The following is a 24,806-nucleotide window of genomic DNA, read 5'->3' as shown; positions in this document are numbered from 1 at the left end:
TCACATCCGGGTGAAGACAGGCTTTTCCAGGAGAGCGGAAGGCTTAGCCTTGATCCACCGATGTTGATTGGGGCTACGTCGGCGTTTTAAACCGAGAATGGCCGCCTTTTCAAGGAAAATGAAGTTTGTCTAGAACTCATTTTTCACCGAAAAGAGGCCATCTCGTAGATGCAAGTTTCCCACAAACCATCCGCGGTGTCGGTTTCCTTTGACGAGCCCAATCTCGTGTCGGCTGCCGGGCTGCTGCCGGTCATGACGCTGGCCCGGGACGCCGGGCTGCACGAGCTCGCCCAGGACTGGCTGACGGTGCCGACGGATAAGGGCGCGAACGCCGGGCTGAAAGTCGCTTCCCTGGTCGCCGGGATGGTCGCCGGGGCAGACTCGATTGATGACATGACCCTGTTGCGCCACGGCGGGATGAAGCGGCTCTTCACCGCCTGCTACGCGCCCTCGACCCTGGGCTCGTTCCTGCGGTCCTTCACGTTCGGGCACGTGCGCCAACTGGACGCTGTCGCCTCCCGTTTCCTGGCCGGCCTGGGGACCCGGGCCCCGCTGCTCGGGAGCCCCGGGGCGGAGGACTTCGTGTTCGTCGATGTTGACGACACGATCATCGAGGTCCACGGCTACGCCAAGCAGGGTTCCGGCTACGGGTACTCCGGGGTCCGCGGCCTGAACGCCCTGCTGGCCACGGTCTCCACCAAAGACACCGCCCCGGTAATCGCGGCCCAGCGGCTGCGCAAGGGCGCGGCGAACTCGGCCCGCGGAGCCAAACGCCTGATCACCGATGCCCTGTCCACGCTCAAAGGCCTCCAGACCGGAGGGCAGAGTCGCGGGCGGGTGCTCTGCCGGTTCGATTCGGCCTTCTATGGCCATGCAGCGGTTTCCGCCGCGCTGGCCGGCGGGGCCGAGGTCTCGGTGACCGTGCGCATGGACCCGGCCGTCAAACGGGCTATCGCCGGGATCCCGGAGACGGCATGGGAAATGATCGAATACACCGACGCGGTCTTCGACGAGACCACCAACACCTGGGTCTCGAAGGCTGAGGTCGCCGAAACCGTGTTCACCGCGTTCTCCTCCCGGAAAAAGGCCGAGCAGGTCACCGGCCGGCTGGTGGTGCGCCGCATCCCGGAACTGAACAAGAAAGCCAGCGACGGACAACCCACCTTGTTTGAAACCCATCGGCACCACGCGTTCTTCACCACCGTGGACGCCAAGGTTCTGGACACTGTCGCCGCGGACCAAACCCACCGCAAACACGCTCAGATCGAGCAGGTGAACGCCGATCTGAAGGACAGTGCGCTGGCTCATATGCCCTCAGGTGTTTTCGCGGCGAACTCCGCCTGGCTGGTTGCCGCGGTCATGGCCTATAACCTCACCCGCGCCGCCGGGCTCCTCGCCGCAGGCCCCTTCGGCAAGGCCCGGACCGGCACGATCCGCCGCAAACTCATCCACGTCCCGGCCCGCATCGCCACCAGCGCCCGGAAAATCCGGCTTCATCTCCCCGAAGCCTGGCCCTGGCAAACAGCATGGCAGGGCCTCTTCGAGCACCTCTACCCGCCGCCACAACCGGCCTGAACCCACACCAACCAGCCACACGGCGCAACCAGGACCACCAGTGGAACACCCCGACAGCGAGGCCGGATGATCCACCATGCCCAAACACCTCACCGCAGCCAGCCCGGAATTACGCCCGGGACCGGCTGCCGATCGGTGGATCAAGGCTTAGCGCTAACGGCTGCATGAATCCTCCTCAACCCCCAAGGAGGGCAGCTCATGAACGGCACAACTCGTCTGACCCAGGCCCTGGATACTGAGCTGGTGAGCCGGCTTCAGTCCGTGAGCTTTCCCACCATCGGGCATTTCCTGGAGGCAGGTTTCCTCGACTCGGGCGTCCGGTCGATGCTCCGAAACGTTCACGTGGTTGGCCGGGCAGTGACAGTTCGCGTTGCCTCTGCAGATGCCTTCGCCACGAACCGGGCGCTGGCGCTTCTGGAACCGGGCGACGTTCTTGTCATCGAAACAGGGCATGACACGACTCATGCACCTGTGGGTGCTGTCACCGCGTGTGCAGCCCAATGCGCCGGTGCCGCGGGGATCGTCGTGGACGGGGTGGTGACCGACATCGTGGAGCTCCGGAGCGCGGGGCTTCCGGTTTTCGCGCGCGGAACCAGTGTCCTCACTGCTAAGCGCAAGCTCGATGCCAACAGCGCGGCAAATGTTCCTGTGCTGTGCGGCGGGGTGACGGTAATCCCCGGCGACGTAGTGATGGCCGACGACAACGGTGTCCTTGTCCTTTCTCCGGAGGATGCCGCTGCCATTGTCGATTTAGCCGTGTCAACGGATCGCGCTGAACCGGACATTCTGCGACGTCTGCGTTCGGGGGAGGCCATCGACACGGTTCTTCCCGGCGGCATAGAATAAGCTCCCCGGAACCGCCGAATGCGAAGTGCCCGACTGGTATTTCCAGTCGGGCGCTTTGGTGTGATCATCAGGGTTTACTGGTGGCATGTCTGCAGAGCACGGTTGCGTCGCCCCGGGCCGTTCACGGGCGAGGAAGCTTCGGTGCCGTGCAGGGCGGCGTAACGTGGTAGTTCGGCCCCCAGTTCGTTGGCACGCCCCGGCCGAGATCCCGCAGACAGCCTGAACGTGTCAGATGTTGCGCGCTGGCCGCGAGCCTGCTTAGAGCCGTGCAAGCACTGGCGCCAAGCGGTGGATGCCCTCGGTGATCAGGCTGGGGCTGAGCGCGCTGAATGCCAGGCGCAGCTGATGCGACGGGGCGGTGGTCGGTGAAAACGCGGCTCCCGGGAAGAACACCACACCGGCGTCCACCGCCGTCGTGATGAGCGCCTGGGTGTCCACCGACCCAGGCAGCGTGAGCCAGGTGAAGAAGCCGCCTTCAGGCCTGGTCCAGGTCACGCCGTCGGGCATGGTCTCCGAGAGCGCCGCTAGGGCGGCGTCGCTGCGAAGCCGATAGGCGGCACGTGAGACATCGAGCTGGCCTTGCCAGTCGTAGTCGCGGAGATAAGCAGAGGTGAGCATCTGGTTGAAGGCCGGCGGGCACAGGGTGCTGGACTCTCCGATAATGAGGAAGCGCTGCTTCAAGTGAGGCGGAACCAGCGCCCAGCCGAGCCTGAGGCCGGGAGCGAATATTTTGGAGAAGGAACTCAAATAGATGACGTCCAAGGGGTTGGCCGCCCGCATTGCCGGGAGCGCGTCTCCACGGTAGCGGAGCAATCCATAAGGGTTGTCTTCCACCACGAGGATGTTGGCGTCCCGGCAGATGTCGACTACCTGCTGACGCCGCTCCATGCTGAGCGTTACACCTGTTGGATTGTTGAAGTTGGGAATCGTGTAGAGGAACTTGATGCGCTTCCCCACTCGCCGCAACGCATGGATGCGTTCCTGCAGAGCTTCCGGGATCAGTCCGTCGGAGTCCGTCAGAACAGGTTGGACGTCGACTTCGTACACGGAAAACGTGCCGAGCGCACCCATATACGTGGCATCATCCGTCAGCACCGTATCGCCTGGATCGCAAAGAATCTTCGTCACGGTGTCAAGACCGGACTGGGATCCGATGGTCACGGAAACATCGTCGGGGTCGGCGTCAGTGATGCCTTCGAGGGACATGATCGAGCAGATCTGCGACCGCAGTTCCTCGGTTCCCTGCCCCGCACCGTACTGCAGCGCCCGGGAACCCTGTCCGGCGATAAATGGCCGCAGACGTCTCGCCAAGGGCAGCCAGAGGCAGTGATCCGACGTCGGGGTTTCCACCTGCCAGCGAAATAATCCCTGGCCGTGCAGCGGCGGCAAAGATCTCCCGCACGGCCGTGGACGGGGTGCGTGCCGCCCGTCGGGCCCACAATTCCGTATGGTGCGAGCGGACGGACATGGCATCCTGCTCCGCCGCGATCACGGCGTGCGTTTCCCTTCGGTGGAAACAGGCTCCAGGTCGCCGTTGCAGAGCCTGCTGGCCACCTCAGTCAGCATGGTCAGGCCTGCGACGATGTCCTCATCTGTGGTGTATTCGTGCTCGTTGTGCGAGATGCCGTCCACGCTGGGCACGAACAGCATCACCGTGGGAACGATGTCCTTCATGTTGGTGGAGTCGTGCCCGGCCAAGGTCATCACAGTCTTGTTGGATAGGCCAAGATCGGCGGCAACCTTGGCCGCGAGTTCCACGCCTTCGGGCTGGTAGGGCGTGACCGGCCAGGAGTGGGAGTGGTGGCGTTCCACAGTGACGTTTGCCAGCCGCTCGATCTCGGTGATCCGCTGATGCAGCAAGGCGTCGGCCGCTGACAGGACGGACTCGTCGGCGCTCCGCAGATCCAGCAACAGGCTGACGCGGGATGGCACAACCACAGGGGAGTTCGGATAAACGGTGAGCTGGCCCACCGAGGTATGCAGAACGCCAGGGAACTTGTCTGCCAGTTCGCGGGCTGCCACCACCATCATGGCGGCGCCTAGAAGGGCATCCTTGCGGTCCGCGATGACGGTGGAGCCGGTGTGCGCCTGCTCGCCGTGCACCACGAACTCGTACTTGTTGGCCGCCCAGTTGGAGTGCACCAGCCCGATGGTGATGCCTTCCCGCTCCATGCTGCGGCCCTGCTCGATGTGGATTTCGGCGCAGAACGCCGCCTCTGGGCCCTCATAGTCACCGCGGCAGCCGATGGCATCCAAGGCGTCACGGACGCTCACTCCGCCGGCATCCTTGGTGGCCAGAGCTGTCTCCAGCGGGAGCTTGCCCGTGTACACGGAGGAACCCATCATGGACGGCTTGAAGCGGGAACCTTCTTCGTTGAACCAGTTGACCACCGCGATGTTGAAGCGGGGCTGGCTGGCCCGCCCGGCAGAGTCCCATTTCTCCACCAGACGGAACGCCGCGTGCGCCGCGGCGAGGACACCGTACGCGCCGTCGTAACGCCCCGCCGTCGGCTGTGAATCCATGTGTGAACCCACCACTACGTACGGTGCGCCCGGCACTGCCTCGTAGAGGCCCCACTGGTTTCCGGCGCGGTCAATCCTTACGGTGAAGCCGCGACTCTCGAGGAGACCCGCAAGCCAGCGGCGCTGCTCGCCGTCCGGCACGCTGGCCGCCTGCCGGTCCACACCACCGTTCTCCGTTGAGCCAAACTGGCTCATGATCCGGAAGTCCCGGATGAACGCGGCGTCATCGGTGCTGAAAGCTGTTGTGGTGGTCATGGTATTCCCCTATGAATTCTCTGATGGGCGGTGCTGGAGAACCTTTGGCCTGTCGTGGGTCAGTTCCAGGCCAGGTGTTAGGTGCGTGAACGTGCCGCCGACGGAAGTGGCGAGCACTTGGAGTCCGGAGATATCGTCGACGGCGAGCGGAGAGCCGGACAGGACAGCGAAGTCCGCCAGTCTCCCGGGGGTCAGTGCGCCCTTGATGTGGGACGTGCCGGTGGCCGCAGCAGCTCCGGTGGTATAGGCCGCCAGGGCCTGAATCGGGGTCAGTCGCTCATCCGGGTTCCCGAAGACATTCCCCGTTGAAGTGCGCCGGTCCACGAACGCCTGCATCCCGCGGAGCACGTTGCCGTCTGCCACCGGACGGTCCGAGCTGCCGGCAACCGTCACGCCGGCCGCCAGGAAGGACGCCGCCCGGTAGGCCCAGCCCAGCCGTTCCTGGCCCAGCGAGGCGGTCATGCCGTCCCCGCCGTCGGCGAAGAAACTGGCCTGCGGGGTGACGGCGATTTCTGCCGCCGCGATCCGGGCCACCTGTTCGGGCCTGGTGATGGACGCATGTTCGATCCGGTTGGGCACGGTCCGCGGCGCGTACTTTTCCGCGCACTCCGTGATGATGTCAAGCGCCAGGTCCACGGCCCGGTCCCCGATGGCATGGGCGGCTATGGACCAGCCTGCCGCGTAGGCGGCCTCGATCCGGTTCCGCAGCGCTTCCGGATCGGCCTGGAAATACCCGGTGTTGCTGCTGTTGTCGGTGTGTCCGTGGCTGCAGTATGCCTCGCTGACCGCCGCTGTTTCGCCCAGCAGCGAGCCGTCCAGAAAGACTTTGGCCGGCCCGAGGGACAGGAATTCGTTGCCAAACCCGCTGTACATGCCCAAATCGAGGCCTGCCGCCCCGGCCGGATCTGCGCCATGCCCATCCAGCGGGTGGAGCGCATCCAGGACCGGCATGAGCTGCGCGCGTGCGTGGAGCCTGCCGTTGGCCATGGCCCGCTGGTAGGCGGCCAGTTCCACGGGGCTGTGTCCGATCCAGCCGCCGCCGATTCCGGCTTCGGTGAAGCTGGTGATTCCTTCCGACGCGTAGTACCGGGTTCCACGGTCCAGGGCTGCTTCGATGCCGTCCAGGGTGTACGGCAGGATCAGCTGTTGGATCAGCTGCTGCGCCGTCTCCTGGACCAGCCCCGTGGGCCGGCCGGCGGCGTCGCGGACTATCACCCCGCCGTCGGGGTCGGGGAACGACGGTGATTCGGCACCTGCCAGCCGCAGCGCCGCGGTGTTGACCACAGCCATGTGCCCCGAATTGTGGCGGATAAACAACGGCCGGTTCCCGGTGATTCGATCCAGTACGGCGATGTCCGGAAACTTGCCGCCATGCTGTGTCTGGCTGAAGCCGGTGGCCATGAGCCATCCAGTCTGCTGATCCGGCGTTTTCTCCTCACCGGGGGTCCCAACCGCAGCCATGTCCGCCTCCAGCAGGGCATACAGCTGGTCCAGGCCGCGGGCGGCGGTAAGGTCCACTTCTGCCAGCCCCAGGCCGAACCAGGTGGTGTGGCAGTGGGCGTCGATGAAGCCGGGAGTCACTGTGGCGCCGTCGAGGTCCAGGACCTCGACGGCGTCCAGCCCGTACAGGTCTTCGTCCAGGCCGACCACGCGGCCCTGCCAGATGCCCAACGAGGTGGCGTGCGGGCGCCGCTCGTCCATGGTGATGATGTCCGCATTGCACAGCAGCAGATCGAGTTTCATGGTTTACCTAGCGTGGGTTTAGCGGTGGGAGGTGGTGACGGATTTGATGCGGGTGTAATCCTCCAGCCCGAAGACGGAGAGGTCCTTGCCGGTGCCGGAGTGCTTGAAGCCGCCGTGCGGGGCCTCGGCCGAAATCACCTGGTGGCAGTTGATCCATACGGTGCCAAAGTCCAGTTCATTGGAGACCCGCGTGACCACTCCGTGGTTGTCGGACCAGACGCTGGACGCCAGGGCGTACTTGGTGCCATTGGCCAGCTCAAGTGCTTCTTCCTCGGTGCGGAAGGGTTGGACGGTGACGACGGGGCCGAAGATTTCGTCGCACACCACCTCGTCGCTTTGGAACACGCCGTCGATCACCGTCGGTTCGAAGTGGTAGCCGGTGCCGGTGCGCTTGCCACCGGCGAGGACCTTGGCGTTGGCTGGCAGCCGGGACATAAAACCCTCCACCTGGTCCAGCTGGGCGGCGCTGTTAAGCGGTCCGAGGTCGGCACTGTCACCTCCCACCTGAAGCGCGGAAGCGGCTTCGGCGAGCGCGGCCGCGAACTCGGTGTGGATGGTTTCGTGCACCAGGACGCGGGTCACGGCGGTGCAGTCCTGCCCGGCGTTGAAGAACGCACTGAGCGCGATCTCTTTGGCTGTCAGCTGAATGTCGACGTCGGCGAAAACTATCGCCGGCGCTTTGCCACCGAGTTCCAGATGGACGTCCTTAAGTGTCTTCGAAGCTGCGGACATGACCTGCGCCCCGGCACGGGTGGAGCCGGTGATGGACACCATTTCCGGGATCTCGTGGTCCACCATGGCGGCGCCGGTTTCGCGGCCGCCGCAGAGGATGTTCACCACGCCTGCAGGGTAGGCTTCCTGTGCCAGCTCACCCAGGATCACGGTGGACCAGGGCGTGGTGTCGGCCGGCTTGAGCACCAGCGTGTTACCGGCGGCCAGGGCCGGCCCGATCTTCCAGATGGCCATCATGAACGGGTAGTTCCAGGGGGTGATCTGGGCGACCACGCCGAGGGGTTCCCGGCGGACCGTCGAGGAGAATCCCCTCACGTATTCGGTCTGTGCCGTTCCGGAAACCACGCGGCACGCACCGGCGAAGAAGCGGAGCTGGTCTGCGCCCCTCAGGATTTCGATCTCCCTGGTGATCTGCCGGGGCTTTCCGGTGCAGGCGACTTCTGCCTCAAGCAACCGGTCGGCGTTGGCCTCGATCAGGTCGGCGAGTTTGAGCATCATGGCCTGGCGTTCCGCCGGGGTGGTCCGCTTGTAGCTCGTGAACGCTGTGTGCGCGGCCTGGAAGGCGCGGTCCACGGTGGCTGAGTCGCTGTCCGGTGCGCTGCCGAGCTGGACTCCGGTGGCCGGATCAAAGAACGGCAAGGAAGACGCAGCTGGAACGGACTGGCCGTTGATGATGTTGTTCAGAGTGATCATGGAATGCTCCGGTCAGTTGCTGGCGGTCTGGGGCGAGCGGGTGGCCGGGTCCTGCGGCAGGTGCAAGACCGCGGGAAGCCCGGACTCGGCTGCCCGCCGGAACGCGGCAGCGAAGTCCTCGGCCTTCTCAATGCGCTCGCCGTAGCCGCCGTAGGAGCGGGCCAGGGCGGCGAAGTCCGGGTTGGTCATGTGCGTACCGGAAGGGCGGCCGGGGTAGTGGTTTTCCTGGTGTTCGCGGATGGTGGCAAAAATGCCGTTGTCCACCACCAGCGCGATGAACCGGGCGCCGTGGCTCATGGCCGTGGCGATCTCCTGCCCGTTCATCATGAAACAGCCGTCGCCGGCCACGGAGATGACCTGACGGCCCGGGTACGCCAGGGAGGCGGCCACCGCTGCGGGGATGCCCATGCCCATGGCGCCGTTGCGGGGCGCGGCCAGTGAGTTCGCGGCGTTGTGCTTGAGGTAGCGGGCCGGCCAGAGCGAGTGGTTTCCCGCCCCGTAGGTGATGACGGCGTCGTCGTCCATTTCCTGTTTCAGGATTTCCATAACGACGGCGAGGTCCACCCCCGTGCCTCCGTCCGGCTGGGCGGTGGAGAACTTTTCGTAGTCGGCGCGGGCTTCGGCGAACCAGCCCGCGGCCGGCTTCGCCGCGGAGGTGGTCGCGGCGAGAACCGTGGCGAAGGATGCGACGTGGGCGGGGATGTGCTGGTCCAGCCGGCCGAAGTGGCCCAGCAGGTCCGCGTCGGCGTTGACCACCACGGTGACGGCATCGAGACCACGCCGGTAGCCGTCGGAGAGCACATCGGCGCGGACGCAGCCGACGAAGACGATCAGATCGGCCTCGTCCAACCGTGCGGCATTGGCGTCGCTGCGGGCGTAGCCTAAGTATCCGGCGTAGGCGCCGCTGTTATGGGGAACGGCGTCGTAGGAGCGGAAATCAGCCAGGACTGGAATGCCGTGGCGGGCAGCCCAGCCGGCCAACGCTTCGGAAGAAGCCTGGTCCCAGCCTTCGCCGCCGACCACGATCAAGGGTTTGTGTGATGCTGCCAGGCGCTGTTCCAGCCCGGCCAGGTCCGCCGTGGTCGGCTCGGACCGTGCCACCACTCGCGGCTCCACAGTCCCGGAGTCGATGGCGTGGACCAGGACGTCCTCGGGGAGCCCGATCACCACCGGTCCGGGGCGGCCGCTCAGTGCGGTGAAGATCGCGTCGTCCACCACCCGGGCGGCGGACGCGGCGTCATCGAGCGTCACTACTTTCTTGGCGGTGCTCCCGAACCAGGCGTTGATGTCGAATTCCTGGAAGGACTCCCGGCCGCGGTCCGCCACCGGGATCAGCCCCACGAACAGGATCATCGCGGTGGCATCCTGGTGCGCGGTGTGGATGGCGATGAACGCGTTGGCCGCACCCGGGCCACGGGTCACCATCGCCACACCGGGCAACTCCGTGAGCCGGCCCTCCGCCAGGGCCATAAAACCGGCGCCGCCCTCATGCCGGGTCACCACCGTTTCAATGGAAGAGCCATGCAGCCCGTCCAGGACATCCAGGAAACTCTCACCCGGGACACTGTAAACCCGCTTGATGCCGGCCTTTTCGAGCTGCGCGACAATCAGGTGACCGGCAGTGGTTGCTGTACTCAATGCTTCATACCTTCTTCTTCGATGCTGAGTGCCGGCAGGAAGATGCCGGACAGTGCGGTCATGATGGAAACCACCAGGAGGATGATGGCGCCAGGCCAGAATGAGTTCCCGCTGGCGGCCACTAATGCGGTGGCAATCAACGGCACGAAGCCTGAAATCACGCCGGCGCTATTGGAGGTGATGGCTACGCCGGTGTAACGGACCTTGGTGGCGAAGAGCGAGGTCAGCGCGGTGCCGGAGACGGCGTAAGGGACGGACAGGGTGCATACGCTGACGATCATGGCCAGGATCACCAGGACAGGGTTGGCGGTGTCGATCGCGAGGAAGACCGGTACAGCGACAACAGCGGAGGCGATGCCGCCCCAGAGGATGACCTTGCTGGCGCCGTACTTCTCGCCCATGCGTCCGGCCCAGATCAGCACGAAGATCTCGAACACCGCGGCGAGGAGCGAGCCCATGAGGAGGATCTCGTAGGGCATCTTGAGGACCTTGGTGCCGTAGAAGACCACAAAGCTGGTGATGAGGTAGAAGCCGCCGATGCCCAGGAGCGCAGAGCACCCGCCCACCAGGATCTGGCGCCAGCTCTTCGTCAGCACACCGCGAATAGGGGCGTGCTCCGTTTCGCCGGACTCCATGAGGGCCTCGAACTCGGGCGATTCGCTGAGCTTGCTGCGGATCCACATCGAGATGGCCAGCAGTGGGATGGCCGCAATAAACGGGATGCGCCAGCCCCAGGCGTCGAAGTTGGTTTGCCCGACGAGGTAGAGCATGCCGAAGAAGCCGCCGGAGGACAGGATGGTGCCGATCGGGGAACCGATCTGCGGCAGGGCGGCATAGCGGGCGCGCTTGGCAACCGGGGCGTTTTCGACGGCGATAATCACCGCGCCGCTCCACTCGCCGCCCACGGCCAGTCCCTGTAGGATCCGCAGCGCCACCAGGATGATGGGGGCTGCGACACCGATGGTCGCATAGTTCGGCAGCAGCCCGATCAGGCCGGTGACAACACCGATGCCGACAATGGTGATCATCAGGACTTTCTTGCGCCCCACCTTGTCGCCCAGGGCTCCGAAGATGAATCCACCGATGGGACGGGCCACGAAGCCCACGGCAAGGGTGGCGAAGGAACTCATGGCGGCGACGAACGGATCAGCTGAAACAAAGTACTGGGCGTTGAACACCAGGGCGGCGGCCGTAGTGAAGAGGAAGAAGTCGTACCACTCCAGCGCAGTGCCCACCAGCGCGGCTAGTGCCACTTTTTTCGTCACACGCTCGTCTACAACGCGGGGTACCAGTGGTCCGAGAACAGTTGCGGGGCTGTTGCTTGCCATGCTTACTCCAAATACGGATGGTGGTGCGGATAGATTCTGCCGGGCGGGGCCGGCCGAGGCCCATCGGGGCGGTCGGGCCAGGATAGGTGTGATGCGTTTCACCGGACTCAATTGTCTCAGTCGATCTGCTCAAATAAGATAGCTAGCGACAACCGAATTCGGCTTGTATCGTGTGTAAATGCACAATAATGAGGATGTTGCGGTCTCGCGCAGGTGGTCAGAACTGGTGGAACTGCTGCACGACAAGGTGGATACCTTGGCTGGGAAATTCATCACCCAAGTCCGGGAGATCCCCGAATATCGGGATTCCACCGTTGACACCGACGAGATCATGCAGACGGCCCGGGAAACCTTCCATCGGCTGGTGAATGCCCTCAGGAACGGCGGGAGCCGTCCCGAAGGGGAACGCGATGGAGAATTTTCTGCGGCCTTGGGTGCCAAACGTGCCCGGTCCGGAATTCCAGCCGAAGCGCTCATTTCCGCCGTCCGCCTGGATTTCACCATCCTTTGGGCAGAACTGCTGGCCATTGCCACTCCGGAAGATGCGCCAATGTTGACCGCCCGCGTGGATCAAGTGTGGCGCGTTGTCGACGAATTCGCCGTCCGCACGCACACGAGTTACCTCAATGAACGGGTGCGGATGGCTCAGGAGGAGTCCAGCATTCAGAACGAGTTCATTGCAAGGCTCTTCAGTGTGGTGAGCCCCTCGGCGGACACAGCTGCCCAGGTAGCTGAGGCGTTGGGAGTCTCCGCCAATGCTCGGTTTGGGCTCGTCGCGGCTAGTGGAAGCGCCGCCGCCCGGCTGCGAGCTGCTCAGGTGAAAGCCGCGGCCAAGCGCAACCAGCGGCTCTTTCTCCGTGAATCGGGCGACATGGCCTATGTCTTCTGGCCCGTGGCAGCAGCGCGAACGGGAGAAGTCAAGGCTGTCATCGCAACGGTGCCGCAGGTATTTGCAGATATCCCATGCGGCGTAGCCGAGGCGAACGGCCTGCGCGGATTGCCACAAGCCGCGCGGACTGCTTCAAGTCTGGCGGCCCTCCTGCAGCCCGCGGACACCGGACCGCTATCTGCCAACCTTGCCTGGCCGCGACTTGCCAAGCGGCAACTCGCGGAGGCTGGTCTGGACCTTGTGGAAGAGCTTGACGCTGCGCTTGACCCGTGCCGTGGCGTGGAGCGGGAACGTCTCACCGAGGCTGCCCGCCACTTTCTTCAATCGGGAAGCGTGACGCTCACGGCGGAAGCGCTATTTTGCCACCGGAACACGGTCCTTAACAGGCTCAACCGGTTTCAGGAGTTGACCGGCATTGATCTCACCGTGCCCAACCAAGCCGCACGGCTCGTTGTGGCGTGGGCATAACCCCAACAGATGCAAAATAGAAGCGGACGACGCCGGGAGCCTCCCGCCGTCGTCCGCTTTTGTTTTTGGTGCGCGAGTGGTCAGCTGACTTCGGGGGAAGCCGCCACGTGCTGGACCAAAGTTGCCCGCGAATTTGCAGCCCGAGGGTTGGCCAGGATTGTGAGTCGCAAGGCTAAAGGGTGCGGTATTCGCGGGGGTTGGCGCCGCCGATGTCCTCGGCTCCGCCGAGGCGCCGCGTCTGGGAGGCTAAGTAGGTATCGACGTTCTCGTCGTCGCGGACGACGCCGCCGCCGAAGTCGGTGGCGATCGGGCAGGGTGCGATCGAGTTGACGGTGATACAGCGTGCACCAGGTTCTTTGGCGAAGTCGTTGACTGTCGTCTGGCCGACCAGAGCGAATGCGGCGACGCGGCGTTGTTGACGAGGTAGTCGAAGGAGTTCCGGTCCCAGGTGTCGGTGAGCGCGGTTGCCAGCTCGATGGCGAATGCCGGGAATGTGTCGTACTGGGTGGTGTCTGGTTTCAGGGCGACGGCGCGGCGTCCGCGGGCGGTGATCTCGGTGACGACGGCAGCGGCTTCTTCGTGGTTCGATCGGTAGGTGATCACGACGTCGGTGCCGGCGTCGGCGAGAGCGAGCGCTGATTTCCGGAGCCCTGCGCCGTTCAATCGGGACCAGCCGCCCGGGACCGCCCACTCGAAAGGGTCTAGGACAATTTGGTTGTGGGCCATTCTGAGTCCGGGCGCCCATCCTCACGCTGCCATAACCATGCCTTGCAAGGCGAGGAAGTCCCGGATACGATCGGCGATTTGCGCGATGACGCCCTCAGCGAAGTGGCCCGGTGTGCATGTCAAATGCAGCGGCAATGCCAGGGGGTTGCTGTTGCCGTCGGATGCACCCGCTTCGCGAACAATGATCGCGTGGGCTCCATACAACGGGCGTTCTGTGGAAAAACCAACCCCGCGACCGGCTGCCGCAAGCGCCACGATCGTCTGCCCATCGTCGCACTCTGTCACACCTTGGAAAGCCATGTCGGCCCGGCTGACTGCCTCGTCGATGATGTGGCGGCTCGCGCTGTGGTGTGAAGGAAGAACAGCCGTAACGCCCGCGAAGGAGGAGATGGGGAGCTCGGCGACGCCGTTGAGGGCCCACTCGTGGCCAGCCGAAACGTAAGCCCTGACCGGCACGCGCCCAAGCTGTATATTCCGCAGCACCGGATCCGGTGGCGCCGGCGAGATTGCGAAGTCGCAGCCATTGCGCAGCGATTCCGTCATGTCGAAGTGGTTGATCTCACGGGGAATGATTCTCGGATCATCCGGCCCCATTGTCGCGATGAAGGGCGCCAGGAATATCCGCAGTGAGCCGCTCGTTGTTGCTGCGACGAGTTCCTGAACATATCCGGTACGCAACGCGGTTGCTGCTTCTTCAAAACCGTGGGTTTCCCTCATGAGCCTGCGCGCCATGGGGACGAGCGCGCGGCCGGCAGCTGTCAGTGCAAGCCGGTTGCCCTGGGCTTCGAAGAGCCGCAGTCGCAGTTCACGTTCGAGCGTCTTGATTTGCCGGCCCAAGGCCGGCTGGGCAATGTGCAGGCTCTCCGCGGCACCCGTCACCGTCCTGGCGTCGACAACAGCAAGGAAGTACTGGAGCCGACGAAGATTCATGTTCGATTGACGGGTCATTTGAACTGTAGATCCTTCCATGAAGTCTCGCCGGAATGGCTTGGCCGTGACGGTGGAACATATCGGCTGGCCCAGGCGGGACTCTGCCCGCCTGGGCCAGCCGATGGGGCCGATCGGGGCGCCTTACCGGCTTACGGATTGACGCTGTCCGACAGGGCACCCCCGGTTGGGGGACGCGCTTCCTAGAGGACCTTGCTCAGGAAGCCCTGGGTACGCTGGTGCTGCGGGTTGGCAATGACGTCACGGGGGTTGCCCGACTCGACGACGACGCCGTCGTCCATGAACGTCAGCGTGTCGCCGACTTCGCGTGCGAAACCGATTTCGTGGGTGACGACGACCATCGTCATGCCGGACCTTGCGAGGTCCTTCATGACATTGAGCACGTCGCCGACAAGCTCCGGGTCAAGCGCAGAAGTGGGTTCGTCGAAGAGCATCAGCTCGGGGTCCATGGCCAGGGCGCGGGCGATCGCGACGCGCTGCTGCTGGCCGCCCGAGAGCTGTGCCGGGTAGTGATAGGCACGTTCCGACAGACCAACCCGATCCAGGAGCTCCAGCGCGCGCCTTTTGGTCGAAGACTTGTCCTTGCCTTTGACCTGGATCGGTGCCTCCATGACATTCTCAAGGGCGGTCTTATGGCCGAACAGGTTGAAGCGCTGGAACACCATGCCGATGTTGCGCCGTTGCCGGGCGATCTCCTTGACGTGCAACTCGTGGAGCTTGCCGCCGCGCTCCCGGTAACCGATCAGTTCGTCGTTCACCCGGATCCGGCCGGCGCTGATTGACTCCAGGTGGTTGACGCACCGCAGCAGCGTCGATTTCCCGGAGCCGGAGGGTCCGATCAGCACCGCCACCTCGCCCTGTTTGACCGTCATGTCGATCCCGCGCAACACGTGGTGGCTGCCGTAGAACTTGTGCACCCCTTCGATGCGGACGAGCTCTTTGTCGGAAGCGGGGGCGGTGTGCCCGTTCACGGGTGCGGCGTGTGCGCTCACTTTTGGTCCTCCTCGGTTCTGGTGGCGATGGGTTGGACAGCGACAGCTCCTGTTGTGGGGGCCGCTGCGGCTTTGGCTGCTGCAGGGTTGACGGCGACGGGGGTCATGTTGTCCACGCCTTTGCCGTAGTACTTCTCTATGTGGTGCTGGCCCACCATGAGGATGCTTGTGACGAGCAGGTACCACGTCGCCGCAACGATGAGCAGCGGGATCGGCTGGTATGTGCGGTTGGCAAGGGCATTTGTGACAAAGGTCAGGTCGAGGGTGAACGGCACTGCCAACACCAGTGAGGTGGTCTTGAGCATGCTGATGGTCTCGTTCCCGGTCGGGGGCACGATGACGCGCATGGCCTGGGGCAGGATGATCCGCCACATGACTTTCCGGCGGGCCATTCCCAGGGCCTCAGCCGCCTCCATTTGGCCCTTGTCCACGGACTTCAGGCCTGCGCGGAAGATCTCGGCGAGGTAGGCAGACTCATTGAGCCCGAGGCCGATCACGGCCGGGATGAAGCCTTTGGTGGGGTCGGAGACGACCACGTGCAATAGTTCGGGGCCGAACGGTATCCCCAGCGAGATCGACGGATACAGCACGGTGATCAGGCCCCAAAAGATCAGCTGGGTATACACGGGGGTGCCCCGGAAGAACCAAACCCAGAACCAGGACGACCAGGCCAGGACCGGGTTATCCGACTGGCGCATGAACGATAAAAGAACGGCCAGTACGATCGCGATAATCATGGCCAACACGGTCAGCAGCAGAGTCCACCCCACACCCTTGAAGACGTTCACATCGAGGATGTACGCAGCCACGGTTTCCCACCGGAAATTCGGGTTGGTCGCCACGCTCTGGATACCCAGGGCGACGAACAGGAGGATCACCGCCGCAGCAACCCAGCGGCCGGGGTGGCGCACCGGAACAGCCTTGATCAGCTCCGGAGCGCCCCCTTTCCCGGCGTCGGCAGCCTCTGCTGATTCAAGAACCCCGGAGGATGTGTTGCTCATGAAGGTACGGACGGGTTGACCTCGGACTTAGTGATCGCACCGTCGGATACGCTCCAGCTGTCGAGGACCTTCGTGTAGGTGCCGTCGGCCATGAGCTTGGTCACGACTTTCTGGATGACCTCGCTGAGGGCTTTGTCGTCCTTTGCGATGCCGATGCCGGCAAAGGCTGCCCCGTACATGTCGCCGACCTTTTCCACGGCGCCTTTCGTCTGCTGGGCCGCATAGCCGATAACGGGCGAGTCGGCGCTCATGGCGTCGATGCTGCCGTTGACCAGGCGGGTGGTGATGTCGGTCTGTGTCTTGAGCGAGACGACATCGATCGGTTTCTTACCCTCGGCAAAACACTTTTCGTTGCGCTCCTTCAGATCCGGCTCTTCCTGCGTGGTGCCGGTCTGGACTCCGACGCTCCTGCCGCAAATGTCTTCGAGGGAGAAGTTCTTCGGGTTGCCCTTCTGGACGGCCCACGTGGTGCCGGCGCTGAAGTAGCTGACAAAGTTGACGGCCTGCAGGCGCTTCTGGGTGATCGTGAACGATGCGATGCCCAGATCGTACTTGGGGCCCAGTGCGGGCAGGATGCTGGTGAAATCGGCAGGCCGAAGGTCGATTTCCAGCCCGAGCGTGGCGCCTATGGCCTTGGCGAAGTCGATGTCGTAACCCACTGGAGTGTTGTTGTTGGGGCCACTTAGAAATTGGGCCGGTGCGTACGTCGGCGTGATACCAATCGTCAAGGTGCCCTTGGACTTGATGGCGGCCGGCACCAGGGCTGCGAGTTCTTCGTCTTTCTTGAGGGTGCCTGGATCAAACGTGGCGGCCGCGGAGCCGGTACTGGCGGGTTTGGGGTTCGCATCGGTGCTGGAGGCGTTGGTGCATGCCGTCAGGGCCAGAGCGCTGGCCACCAGAACAGCCAGGGCCTGGGCCGTGAATTTCGTGGAGACAGTCATATGTCGTCCCTCCTGGGATGTAATGCGGTGTTGGGGTCATGCGGCCGTTGCAGGTCTACATGCTAAGTGGCGCAGCCGGGAGACGTGGCACGTTCCCGGGTGCTGAATACTACGGTTGGATGACCGATTGCCGTTTGGGTGTTTCACTATGATCTGGCTAACAGTTCAAGTCCGTCCAGGACCAGAATTGGCTTGTCTCAGTGCCATGTCGGCATAGTGGTGATCAGACGCCACCCCCGCATGAGGCAGGTCAGACGCGGCCTGTACGCAGCGGTCCTCGAGGCCCTGTCGGCCCGTTGGCGTATGAGGCACTACCTGTTCGTATAGACCTTCCGGCCGTCCTGGCGCAGGAAGGCCGTTCGTGGGTAGTCGGCCGTGGCCGCGATCCAGAGGACCGCTTCACCTTTTTCGTTACGCGTTCGTCTACAACGCGGGGTACCAGTGGTCCGAGAACAGTTGCGGGGCTGTTGCTTGCCATGCTTACTCCAAATACGGATGGTGGTGCGGATAGATTCTGCCGGGCGGGGCCGGCCGAGGCCCATCGGGGCGGTCGGGCCAGGATAGGTGTGATGCGTTTCACCGGACTCAATTGTCTCAGTCGATCTGCTCAAATAAGATAGCTAGCGACAACCGAATTCGGCTTGTATCGTGTGTAAATGCACAATAATGAGGATGTTGCGGTCTCGCGCAGGTGGTCAGAACTGGTGGAACTGCTGCACGACAAGGTGGATACCTTGGCTGGGAAATTCATCACCCAAGTCCGGGAGATCCCCGAATATCGGGATTCCACCGTTGACACCGACGAGATCATGCAGACGGCCCGGGAAACCTTCCATCGGCTGGTGAATGCCCTCAGGAACGGCGGGAGCCGTCCCGAAGGGGAACGCGATGGAGAATTTTCTGCGGCCTTGGGTGCCAAACGTGCCCGGTCCGGAATTCCAGCCGAAGCGCTCATTTCCGCCGTCCGCCTGGATTTCACCATCCTTTGGGCAGAACTGCTGGCCATTGCCACTCCGGAAGATGCGCCAATGTTGACCGCCCGCGTGGATCAAGTGTGGCGCGTTGTCGACGAATTCGCCGTCCGCACGCACACGAGTTACCTCAATGAACGGGTGCGGATGGCTCAGGAGGAGTCCAGCATTCAGAACGAGTTCATTGCAAGGCTCTTCAGTGTGGTGAGCCCCTCGGCGGACACAGCTGCCCAGGTAGCTGAGGCGTTGGGAGTCTCCGCCAATGCTCGGTTTGGGCTCGTCGCGGCTAGTGGGAACGCCGCTGCCCGGCTGCGAACGGCCCACGCAAAGGCCGCGGCCAAGCGCAACCAGCGGCTCTTTCTCCGGGAATCGGGCGACATGGCCTATGTCTTCTGGCCCGTGGCAGCATCGCGGGCAGGAGACGACAAACCTGTCACCCCAACCGTGCCCCAGGTATTTCTAGCCCAGTTTGCAGATATCCCGTGCGGTGTAGCCGAGGCGAACGGCCTGCGCGGATTGCCACAAGCCGCGCGGACTGCTTCAAGTCTGGCGGCCCTCCTGCAGCCCGCGGACACCGGACCGCTATCTGCCAACCTTGCCTGGCCGCGACTTGCCAAGCGGCAACTCGCGGAGGCTGGTCTGGACCTTGTGGAAGAGCTTGACGCTGCGCTTGACCCGTGCCGTGGCGTGGAGCGGGAACGTCTCACCGAGGCTGCCCGCCACTTTCTTCAATCGGGAAGCGTGACGCTCACGGCGGAAGCGCTATTTTGCCACCGGAACACGGTCCTTAACAGGCTCAACCGGTTTCAGGAGTTGACCGGCATTGATCTCACCGTGCCCAACCAAGCCGCACGGCTCGTTGTGGCGTGGGCATAACCCCAACAGATGCAAAATAGAAGCGGACGACGCCGGGAGCCTCCCGCCGTCGTCCGCTTTTGTTTTTGGTGCGCGAGTGGTCAGCTGACTTCGGGGGAAGCCGCCACATGCTGGACCAAAGTTGCCCGCGAATTTGCAGCCCGAGGGTTGGCCAGGATTGTGAGTCGCAAGGCTAAAGGGTGCGGTATTCGCGGGGGTTGGCGCCGCGTCTGGGAGGCTAAGCCTTGATCCACCGATCGGCAGCCGGTCCCGGGCGTAATTCCGGGCTGGCTGCGGTGAGGTGTTTGGGCATGGTGGATCATCCGGCCTCGCTGTCGGGGTGTTCCACTGGTGGTCCTGGTTGCGCCGTGTGGCTGGTTGGTGTGGGTTCAGGCCGGTTGTGGCGGCGGGTAGAGGTGCTCGAAGAGGCCCTGCCATGCTGTTTGCCAGGGCCAGGCTTCGGGGAGATGAAGCCGGATTTTCCGGGCGCTGGTGGCGATGCGGGCCGGGACGTGGATGAGTTTGCGGCGGATCGTGCCGGTCCGGGCCTTGCCGAAGGGGCCTGCGGCGAGGAGCCCGGCGGCGCGGGTGAGGTTATAGGCCATGACCGCGGCAACCAGCCAGGCGGAGTTCGCCGCGAAAACACCTGAGGGCATATGAGCCAGCGCACTGTCCTTCAGATCGGCGTTCACCTGCTCGATCTGAGCGTGTTTGCGGTGGGTTTGGTCCGCGGCGACAGTGTCCAGAACCTTGGCGTCCACGGTGGTGAAGAACGCGTGGTGCCGATGGGTTTCAAACAAGGTGGGTTGTCCGTCGCTGGCTTTCTTGTTCAGTTCCGGGATGCGGCGCACCACCAGCCGGCCGGTGACCTGCTCGGCCTTTTTCCGGGAGGAGAACGCGGTGAACACGGTTTCGGCGACCTCAGCCTTCGAGACCCAGGTGTTGGTGGTCTCGTCGAAGACCGCGTCGGTGTATTCGATCATTTCCCATGCCGTCTCCGGGATCCCGGCGATAGCCCGTTTGACGGCCGGGTCCATGCGCACGGTCACCGAGACCTCGGCCCCGCCGGCCAGCGCGGCGGAAACCGCTGCATGGCCATAGAAGGCCGAATCGAACCGGCAGAGCACCCGCCCGCGACTCTGCCCTCCGGTCTGGAGGCCTTTGAGCGTGGACAGGGCATCGGTGATCAGGCGTTTGGCTCCGCGGGCCGAGTTCGCCGCGCCCTTGCGCAGCCGCTGGGCCGCGATTACCGGGGCGGTGTCTTTGGTGGAGACCGTGGCCAGCAGGGCGTTCAGGCCGCGGACCCCGGAGTACCCGTAGCCGGAACCCTGCTTGGCGTAGCCGTGGACCTCGATGATCGTGTCGTCAACATCGACGAACACGAAGTCCTCCGCCCCGGGGCTCCCGAGCAGCGGGGCCCGGGTCCCCAGGCCGGCCAGGAAACGGGAGGCGACAGCGTCCAGTTGGCGCACGTGCCCGAACGTGAAGGACCGCAGGAACGAGCCCAGGGTCGAGGGCGCGTAGCAGGCGGTGAAGAGCCGCTTCATCCCGCCGTGGCGCAACAGGGTCATGTCATCAATCGAGTCTGCCCCGGCGACCATCCCGGCGACCAGGGAAGCGACTTTCAGCCCGGCGTTCGCGCCCTTATCCGTCGGCACCGTCAGCCAGTCCTGGGCGAGCTCGTGCAGCCCGGCGTCCCGGGCCAGCGTCATGACCGGCAGCAGCCCGGCAGCCGACACGAGATTGGGCTCGTCAAAGGAAACCGACACCGCGGATGGTTTGTGGGAAACTTGCATCTACGAGATGGCCTCTTTTCGGTGAAAAATGAGTTCTAGACAAACTTCATTTTCCTTGAAAAGGCGGCCATTCTCGGTTTAAAACGCCGACGTAGCCCCAATCAACATCGGTGGATCAAGGCTAAGTAGGTATTGACGTTCTCGTCGTCGCGGACGACGCCGCCGCCGAAGTCGGTGGCGATCGGGCAGGGTGCGATCGAGTTGACGGTGATACAGCGTGCACCAGGTTCTTTGGCGAAGTCGTTGACTGTCGTCTGGCCGACCAGAGTGAATGGGGCGACGCGGCGTTGTTGACGAGGTAGTCGAAGGAGTTCCGGTCCCAGGTTCGGGTGAGCGCGGCTGCCAGCTCGATGGCGAATGCCGGGACTGTGTCGTACTGGGTGGTGTCTGGTTTCAGAGCGACGGCGCGAAGTCCGCGGGCGATAATCTCGGTGACGACGACGACGACGACGCCAAGGCCGCGGTTTCCGCCGGTGATGAGGCTGTCACATTAACCGCCGTCAACGGGCAGTACCACCAATGCCTCGTGGACCTGATGTACCGGGGTGGGGGGCGGTGTGGAAATAGATTCACAGAGTACGGCGGCGGTTTTTTGCCCAAATTCGTAGGGTTGGAGGTCCAGGCCGGCCACATAGGAGTCGTTCAGGTTGTCCTGAGAGTTCAGCAGCGACGCTAGCTTTACCTTTCCTGGGCGTTGTCCGATGCGCGTCAGTGCGGCCTCTGCTCGTTGAGCGACGTCTTGCCACCCGAATAGGAGGGAATCAACGTCACCGCCGGACAGTGCGTCCGTCAGGGAATCTTCAAGTTCACTGTTCGTGGGGAAGCTACTGACCAATTCCACTACTGGTCGGATGTTTCTGCGGGTGCACCATTCCTTGTACCCGGCAACGATTTGTCGGGCCCATGAATATTCGTCCCCGGGCTCGGGGCAAATCAGGGCTGGATGTTCGGCTCCGTGCGAGGCCATGGCGTCCAGAATTTCCCCGCACATCTTGGCGTGTTCGATCTCAATGGTGCCTGCGGCCCGGTCCTCCGGAAATCCGGCGACCCGTCCGGCCGTCACCACGGGCAGGAAAGCGGGGAGCAGCGACTGCACCACAGGGTCGCCCATCATGGCGTCGACCAGGATGACTCCGTCCACATGTGCCCAGCCGGATCTGTCTGCGGAGCGGTCTGAGACGAGGGTCAGGTCGTAGCCATGCCTGGCTGCCTCGTCGGCAACGCCTAGGGCGAAGGGCATGTAGAAGGACATGTTGCGAACCCGTTGGGGCACGTATAGGGCAATGGCACCGGTTGAGCTTTCCCGCAGTTGCCGGGCTGCGCGGTTTGATACATAGCCGGCTTCCTGTGCTGCTGCCATGACCTTTGCCCTTGTTTCCTCGGCAACCCGGCCGGAGCCCTTGAGTGCGTCGGCCACGGTGGTCTTGGAGATCCCCAGGTGTCGTGCGAGATCGATAATCGTTGGTTTGCCCATTAGTGAATGGTATCGATCCATCATTACCTCCTTGAGCGCCCCCTTGACATGTGATGGCTGACACTGCGAATCTAGTGGAAGCCGGAACGTTCCGGCAAGTGACTGAAAACTGTGGCCCGTCATCGAAGCCGGCGGCACGGACTCCAATCCAGAGAGACTTTTCATGATTAACCACAACAAGCCGAGCAGGGTGGATCTGCAGGAACAGGCTGGATACCACAAGGGCCTGTCCAACCGCCAGGTGCAGATGATCGGCATCGGCGGGGCCATTGGCACGGGGCTGTTCCTGGGTGCTGGCGGCAGGCTCGCCGCGGCCGGACCTGCATTGTTTGTCGTCTACGCGCTGTGCGGCATTTTTGCCTACATCATCCTTAGGGCCCTGGGGGAACTGGTCATGCACCGGCCCTCGTCCGGGTCGTTCGTCTCTTATGCCCGCGAGTTTTACGGCGAAAAGGCTGCCTATGTTGCCGGTTGGATCTATGCGCTGACCTGGGGACTCACGGCGCTGGTGGATATCACAGCCGTCGCCGTCTATCTGCAGTACTGGACAGCCTTCACCAGCGTCCCGCAGTGGGTGCTTGCTTTTATTGCGCTGGTCATCGTCACGGCGATCAATCTGGTTTCCGTGAAGCTCTTCGGTGAGATGGAGTTTTGGTTTGCCTTGATCAAGGTCCTTGCATTGGTGAGTTTCCTGGTCATCGGCACCGTGTTCCTGGCCGGGTCCTTCCCCGTCGCTGGACAGGTCCCGGGTCTTGGGGTTCTCGAGGCTGGGGGAGGGCTCTTGCCCAACGGCGCGCTTCCATTGATCATCACCGTCTCGGGGGTCATGTTCGCCTACGGAGGCATCGAACTGATTGGTACGGCCGCTGGGGAAGCCAAGAACCCGGAGAACGTCATTCCCAAGGCCGTCAACGCCGTCATCTTCCGCATCGCGGTGTTCTATGTCGGCTCGACCGTGCTACTTGCCCTGCTTCTGCCGTTTACGTCCTACTCCGCCGGTGTCTCACCGTTTGTGACGTTCTTTGCGTCCATTGGTGTCTCCGGCGCAGGGGACGCGATGAATCTCGTGGTGATAACCGCGGCAATGTCCAGTCTCAACGCCGGCCTGTACTCCACCGGGCGGATCTATCGTTCCCTCGCGATCGCCGGTTCGGCGCCTCGGTTCATGAACCGGATGAACAAATCCGGCGTGCCATATGCCGGGGTCCTGTTCACGTCGGCGTTTGCCCTCGTCGGCGTGGCTGTGAACGCCATTGTGCCTAAGGAAGCATTCGAGATCACTCTGAACGCCACCGCACTTGCCATTCTGGCAGTCTGGGCCACCATCATCCTGTGCCAGCTGCGTCTGCATAGCTGGGCCAAACAGGGCCTTGTGACCCGGCCGGCTTTCCGGCTTCCAGGGTCGCCGTGGACTTCTTACCTTGCCCTGGCCTTCCTGCTGGTGGTGCTTCTGATCATTGGGTTGCAATACCCCACGGGAACCTACACAGTAGGTACGCTGGTCATCATTGTCCCGGCGCTCGTACTCGGCTGGTATGCCGTGCGCGGCAGAGTCGGGGACCTCACCCGCCAACAGGAAAGCCAATCTGAGCCGGCGACAGCAGCAGACCTTGCAGGGGAGCCGCGGCAATGAGAATCGCGCTGCTTCAGGCAATGGGAGTCGTGGGAGCGGGACAGGAAAACCGCGAAACCTTGGAAGGAGCGGCCAGGTCAACCGCTAGCGGGGGAGCGGAACTGCTTCTCACGCCGGAGCTGTTCCTCAGCGGATACGATCCGCTGCGTGTCCACCAGGACGACGGAGACAGACACCGTGACTGGATCGCCGGGATCGCCGCCGCGGCAGGTATCCGCATCGCCGCCTCAACCGTGGAGCATGGAAGTGACGGAAGTTATATCTGTGCCTCCATCTTTGACAGGACCGGCCAGGAACTCACCCGCTACCGCAAGCAGCACCTCTTCGGTGCGGCCGAGACGGCGGTTTTCAGGCCAGGCAGATGGCAACCGGAATTGGTCAGAATCGGCGAGTTCACGGCTGCGCTGGGCATCTGCTTCGACGTCGAATTCCCGGAATTCGCCCGGGAACAGGCCCTCCGGGGCGCTGACTTGCTGCTGATTCCTACCGCCGTTCCCTTGCGTGCCGGCGTCGGCGGGGTGCCGCACCCCTTGGACACCACGCTGGTATCGACACTTCTTGTGCCGGCCCGTGCCCTGGAAAGCCAGCTCTTCATCGCCTACGCCAACCACGCCGGACCGAGGTTCTCAGGAACCAGCACCGTCGCTGACCCGTACGGCCGAAGAATAGCCACTGCGGGGGATGCCGGCACGGAAGTCCTTTTCGCCGACCTGGACCACGCTCTCGTCCGCCAAGCCCGGACAGACATCGGCTACCTCAACTACTTTAACCAGTAACCC

General features: G+C 63.5%; 19 protein-coding genes. 6 read left to right on the top strand and 13 right to left on the bottom strand.

Going from position 1 to position 24,806, the window contains the following annotated elements:
* Window positions 1-168: 168 nt before the first annotated feature.
* Together ACVWZ8_RS22190 and ACVWZ8_RS22185 are read left to right on the top strand one after the other, a co-directional pair.
* Window positions 169-1,575, top strand: coding sequence for an IS1380 family transposase (locus ACVWZ8_RS22190; RefSeq protein ID WP_456503408.1), 1,407 nt, complete (start codon window positions 169-171; stop codon window positions 1,573-1,575).
* Window positions 1,576-1,773: 198 nt separating this feature from the next.
* On the top strand, window positions 1,774-2,421 hold the full coding sequence (locus tag ACVWZ8_RS22185; RefSeq protein WP_456505876.1) for an RraA family protein: 648 nt from the start codon (window positions 1,774-1,776) through the stop codon (window positions 2,419-2,421).
* Window positions 2,422-2,679: 258 nt separating this feature from the next.
* On the opposite strand, the gene ACVWZ8_RS22180 is transcribed toward ACVWZ8_RS22185, so the two are convergent.
* The 6 genes from ACVWZ8_RS22180 to ACVWZ8_RS22155 all read right to left on the bottom strand — a co-directional run bounded on the left by ACVWZ8_RS22180 (window position 2,680) and on the right by ACVWZ8_RS22155 (window position 11,333).
* Window positions 2,680-3,771: an aminotransferase-like domain-containing protein gene (locus ACVWZ8_RS22180; protein WP_456505875.1), complete on the bottom strand. Its 1,092-nt coding sequence runs from the start codon at window positions 3,769-3,771 to the stop codon at window positions 2,680-2,682.
* Between the two features lie 138 nt (window positions 3,772-3,909).
* Complete coding sequence (locus ACVWZ8_RS22175; RefSeq protein ID WP_456505874.1) at window positions 3,910-5,199, bottom strand: M20 family metallo-hydrolase; 1,290 nt, start codon at window positions 5,197-5,199, stop codon at window positions 3,910-3,912.
* Between the two features lie 9 nt (window positions 5,200-5,208).
* Window positions 5,209-6,942, bottom strand: a complete 1,734-nt coding sequence (locus ACVWZ8_RS22170) for an amidohydrolase (protein WP_456505873.1) — start codon at window positions 6,940-6,942, stop codon at window positions 5,209-5,211.
* An 18-nt stretch (window positions 6,943-6,960) separates the two neighbouring features.
* Window positions 6,961-8,367, bottom strand: a complete 1,407-nt coding sequence (locus ACVWZ8_RS22165; protein WP_456505872.1) for a gamma-aminobutyraldehyde dehydrogenase — start codon at window positions 8,365-8,367, stop codon at window positions 6,961-6,963.
* A gap of 12 nt (window positions 8,368-8,379) precedes the next feature.
* Window positions 8,380-10,005: a thiamine pyrophosphate-dependent enzyme gene (locus tag ACVWZ8_RS22160; protein ID WP_456505871.1), complete on the bottom strand. Its 1,626-nt coding sequence runs from the start codon at window positions 10,003-10,005 to the stop codon at window positions 8,380-8,382.
* Window positions 10,002-11,333, bottom strand: coding sequence for an MFS transporter (locus ACVWZ8_RS22155; RefSeq protein WP_456505870.1), 1,332 nt, complete (start codon window positions 11,331-11,333; stop codon window positions 10,002-10,004). Before ACVWZ8_RS22155 ends, ACVWZ8_RS22160 begins: the two co-directional genes overlap by 4 nt.
* Before the next feature lie 226 nt (window positions 11,334-11,559).
* Between ACVWZ8_RS22155 and ACVWZ8_RS22150 the strand changes: the two genes are divergently transcribed.
* Window positions 11,560-12,690 carry a PucR family transcriptional regulator gene (locus tag ACVWZ8_RS22150; protein WP_456505869.1) on the top strand — a complete coding sequence of 377 codons (1,131 nt, stop codon included), beginning with the start codon at window positions 11,560-11,562 and terminating at the stop codon, window positions 12,688-12,690.
* 246 nt (window positions 12,691-12,936) lie between these two features.
* Here ACVWZ8_RS22150 and ACVWZ8_RS22145 read toward each other — a convergent pair whose 3' ends face one another.
* The 5 genes from ACVWZ8_RS22145 to ACVWZ8_RS22125 form a co-directional block, all read right to left on the bottom strand.
* Complete coding sequence (locus tag ACVWZ8_RS22145) at window positions 12,937-13,416, bottom strand: SDR family NAD(P)-dependent oxidoreductase (RefSeq protein WP_456505868.1); 480 nt, start codon at window positions 13,414-13,416, stop codon at window positions 12,937-12,939.
* 21 nt (window positions 13,417-13,437) lie between these two features.
* The gene (locus ACVWZ8_RS22140) at window positions 13,438-14,364 is read right to left on the bottom strand and encodes a LysR family transcriptional regulator (RefSeq protein ID WP_456505858.1); all 927 of its coding nucleotides are present in this window, start codon (window positions 14,362-14,364) and stop codon (window positions 13,438-13,440) included.
* Between the two features lie 182 nt (window positions 14,365-14,546).
* On the bottom strand, window positions 14,547-15,356 hold the full coding sequence (locus ACVWZ8_RS22135) for an amino acid ABC transporter ATP-binding protein (RefSeq protein WP_456505859.1): 810 nt from the start codon (window positions 15,354-15,356) through the stop codon (window positions 14,547-14,549).
* Window positions 15,353-16,357, bottom strand: coding sequence for an amino acid ABC transporter permease (locus ACVWZ8_RS22130; protein ID WP_456505860.1), 1,005 nt, complete (start codon window positions 16,355-16,357; stop codon window positions 15,353-15,355). Before ACVWZ8_RS22130 ends, ACVWZ8_RS22135 begins: the two co-directional genes overlap by 4 nt.
* Window positions 16,354-17,298: an ABC transporter substrate-binding protein gene (locus ACVWZ8_RS22125; RefSeq protein WP_456505861.1), complete on the bottom strand. Its 945-nt coding sequence runs from the start codon at window positions 17,296-17,298 to the stop codon at window positions 16,354-16,356. Before ACVWZ8_RS22125 ends, ACVWZ8_RS22130 begins: the two co-directional genes overlap by 4 nt.
* A gap of 656 nt (window positions 17,299-17,954) precedes the next feature.
* Here ACVWZ8_RS22125 and ACVWZ8_RS22120 point away from each other — a divergent pair.
* Window positions 17,955-19,145, top strand: a complete 1,191-nt coding sequence (locus ACVWZ8_RS22120) for a PucR family transcriptional regulator (RefSeq protein WP_456505867.1) — start codon at window positions 17,955-17,957, stop codon at window positions 19,143-19,145.
* A 368-nt stretch (window positions 19,146-19,513) separates the two neighbouring features.
* Here the strand turns inward: ACVWZ8_RS22120 and ACVWZ8_RS22115 are convergent, their stop codons facing one another.
* Together ACVWZ8_RS22115 and ACVWZ8_RS22110 are read right to left on the bottom strand one after the other, a co-directional pair.
* On the bottom strand, window positions 19,514-20,920 hold the full coding sequence (locus ACVWZ8_RS22115; RefSeq protein WP_456503408.1) for an IS1380 family transposase: 1,407 nt from the start codon (window positions 20,918-20,920) through the stop codon (window positions 19,514-19,516).
* A gap of 490 nt (window positions 20,921-21,410) precedes the next feature.
* Window positions 21,411-22,394 (bottom strand): LacI family DNA-binding transcriptional regulator, encoded by a 984-nt coding sequence (locus ACVWZ8_RS22110; RefSeq protein ID WP_456505866.1) that lies wholly within the window; start codon window positions 22,392-22,394, stop codon window positions 21,411-21,413.
* Between the two features lie 163 nt (window positions 22,395-22,557).
* Here ACVWZ8_RS22110 and ACVWZ8_RS22105 point away from each other — a divergent pair, with 163 nt between their 5' ends.
* Window positions 22,558-24,027, top strand: a complete 1,470-nt coding sequence (locus ACVWZ8_RS22105; protein ID WP_456505865.1) for an amino acid permease — start codon at window positions 22,558-22,560, stop codon at window positions 24,025-24,027.
* A complete protein-coding gene (locus ACVWZ8_RS22100; protein ID WP_456505864.1) occupies window positions 24,024-24,803 on the top strand; it encodes a nitrilase-related carbon-nitrogen hydrolase in 780 nt (259 codons plus the stop codon). The genes ACVWZ8_RS22105 and ACVWZ8_RS22100 overlap by 4 nt, the downstream gene beginning before the upstream one ends.
* The last annotated feature ends 3 nt before the right edge of the window (window positions 24,804-24,806 follow it).

It is taken from the genome of Arthrobacter sp. UYCu723 (genome assembly GCF_054059215.1).
The sequence above is the reverse complement of the archived record's forward strand: the minus strand, read 5'-3'. Positions and strand labels throughout refer to the sequence as shown.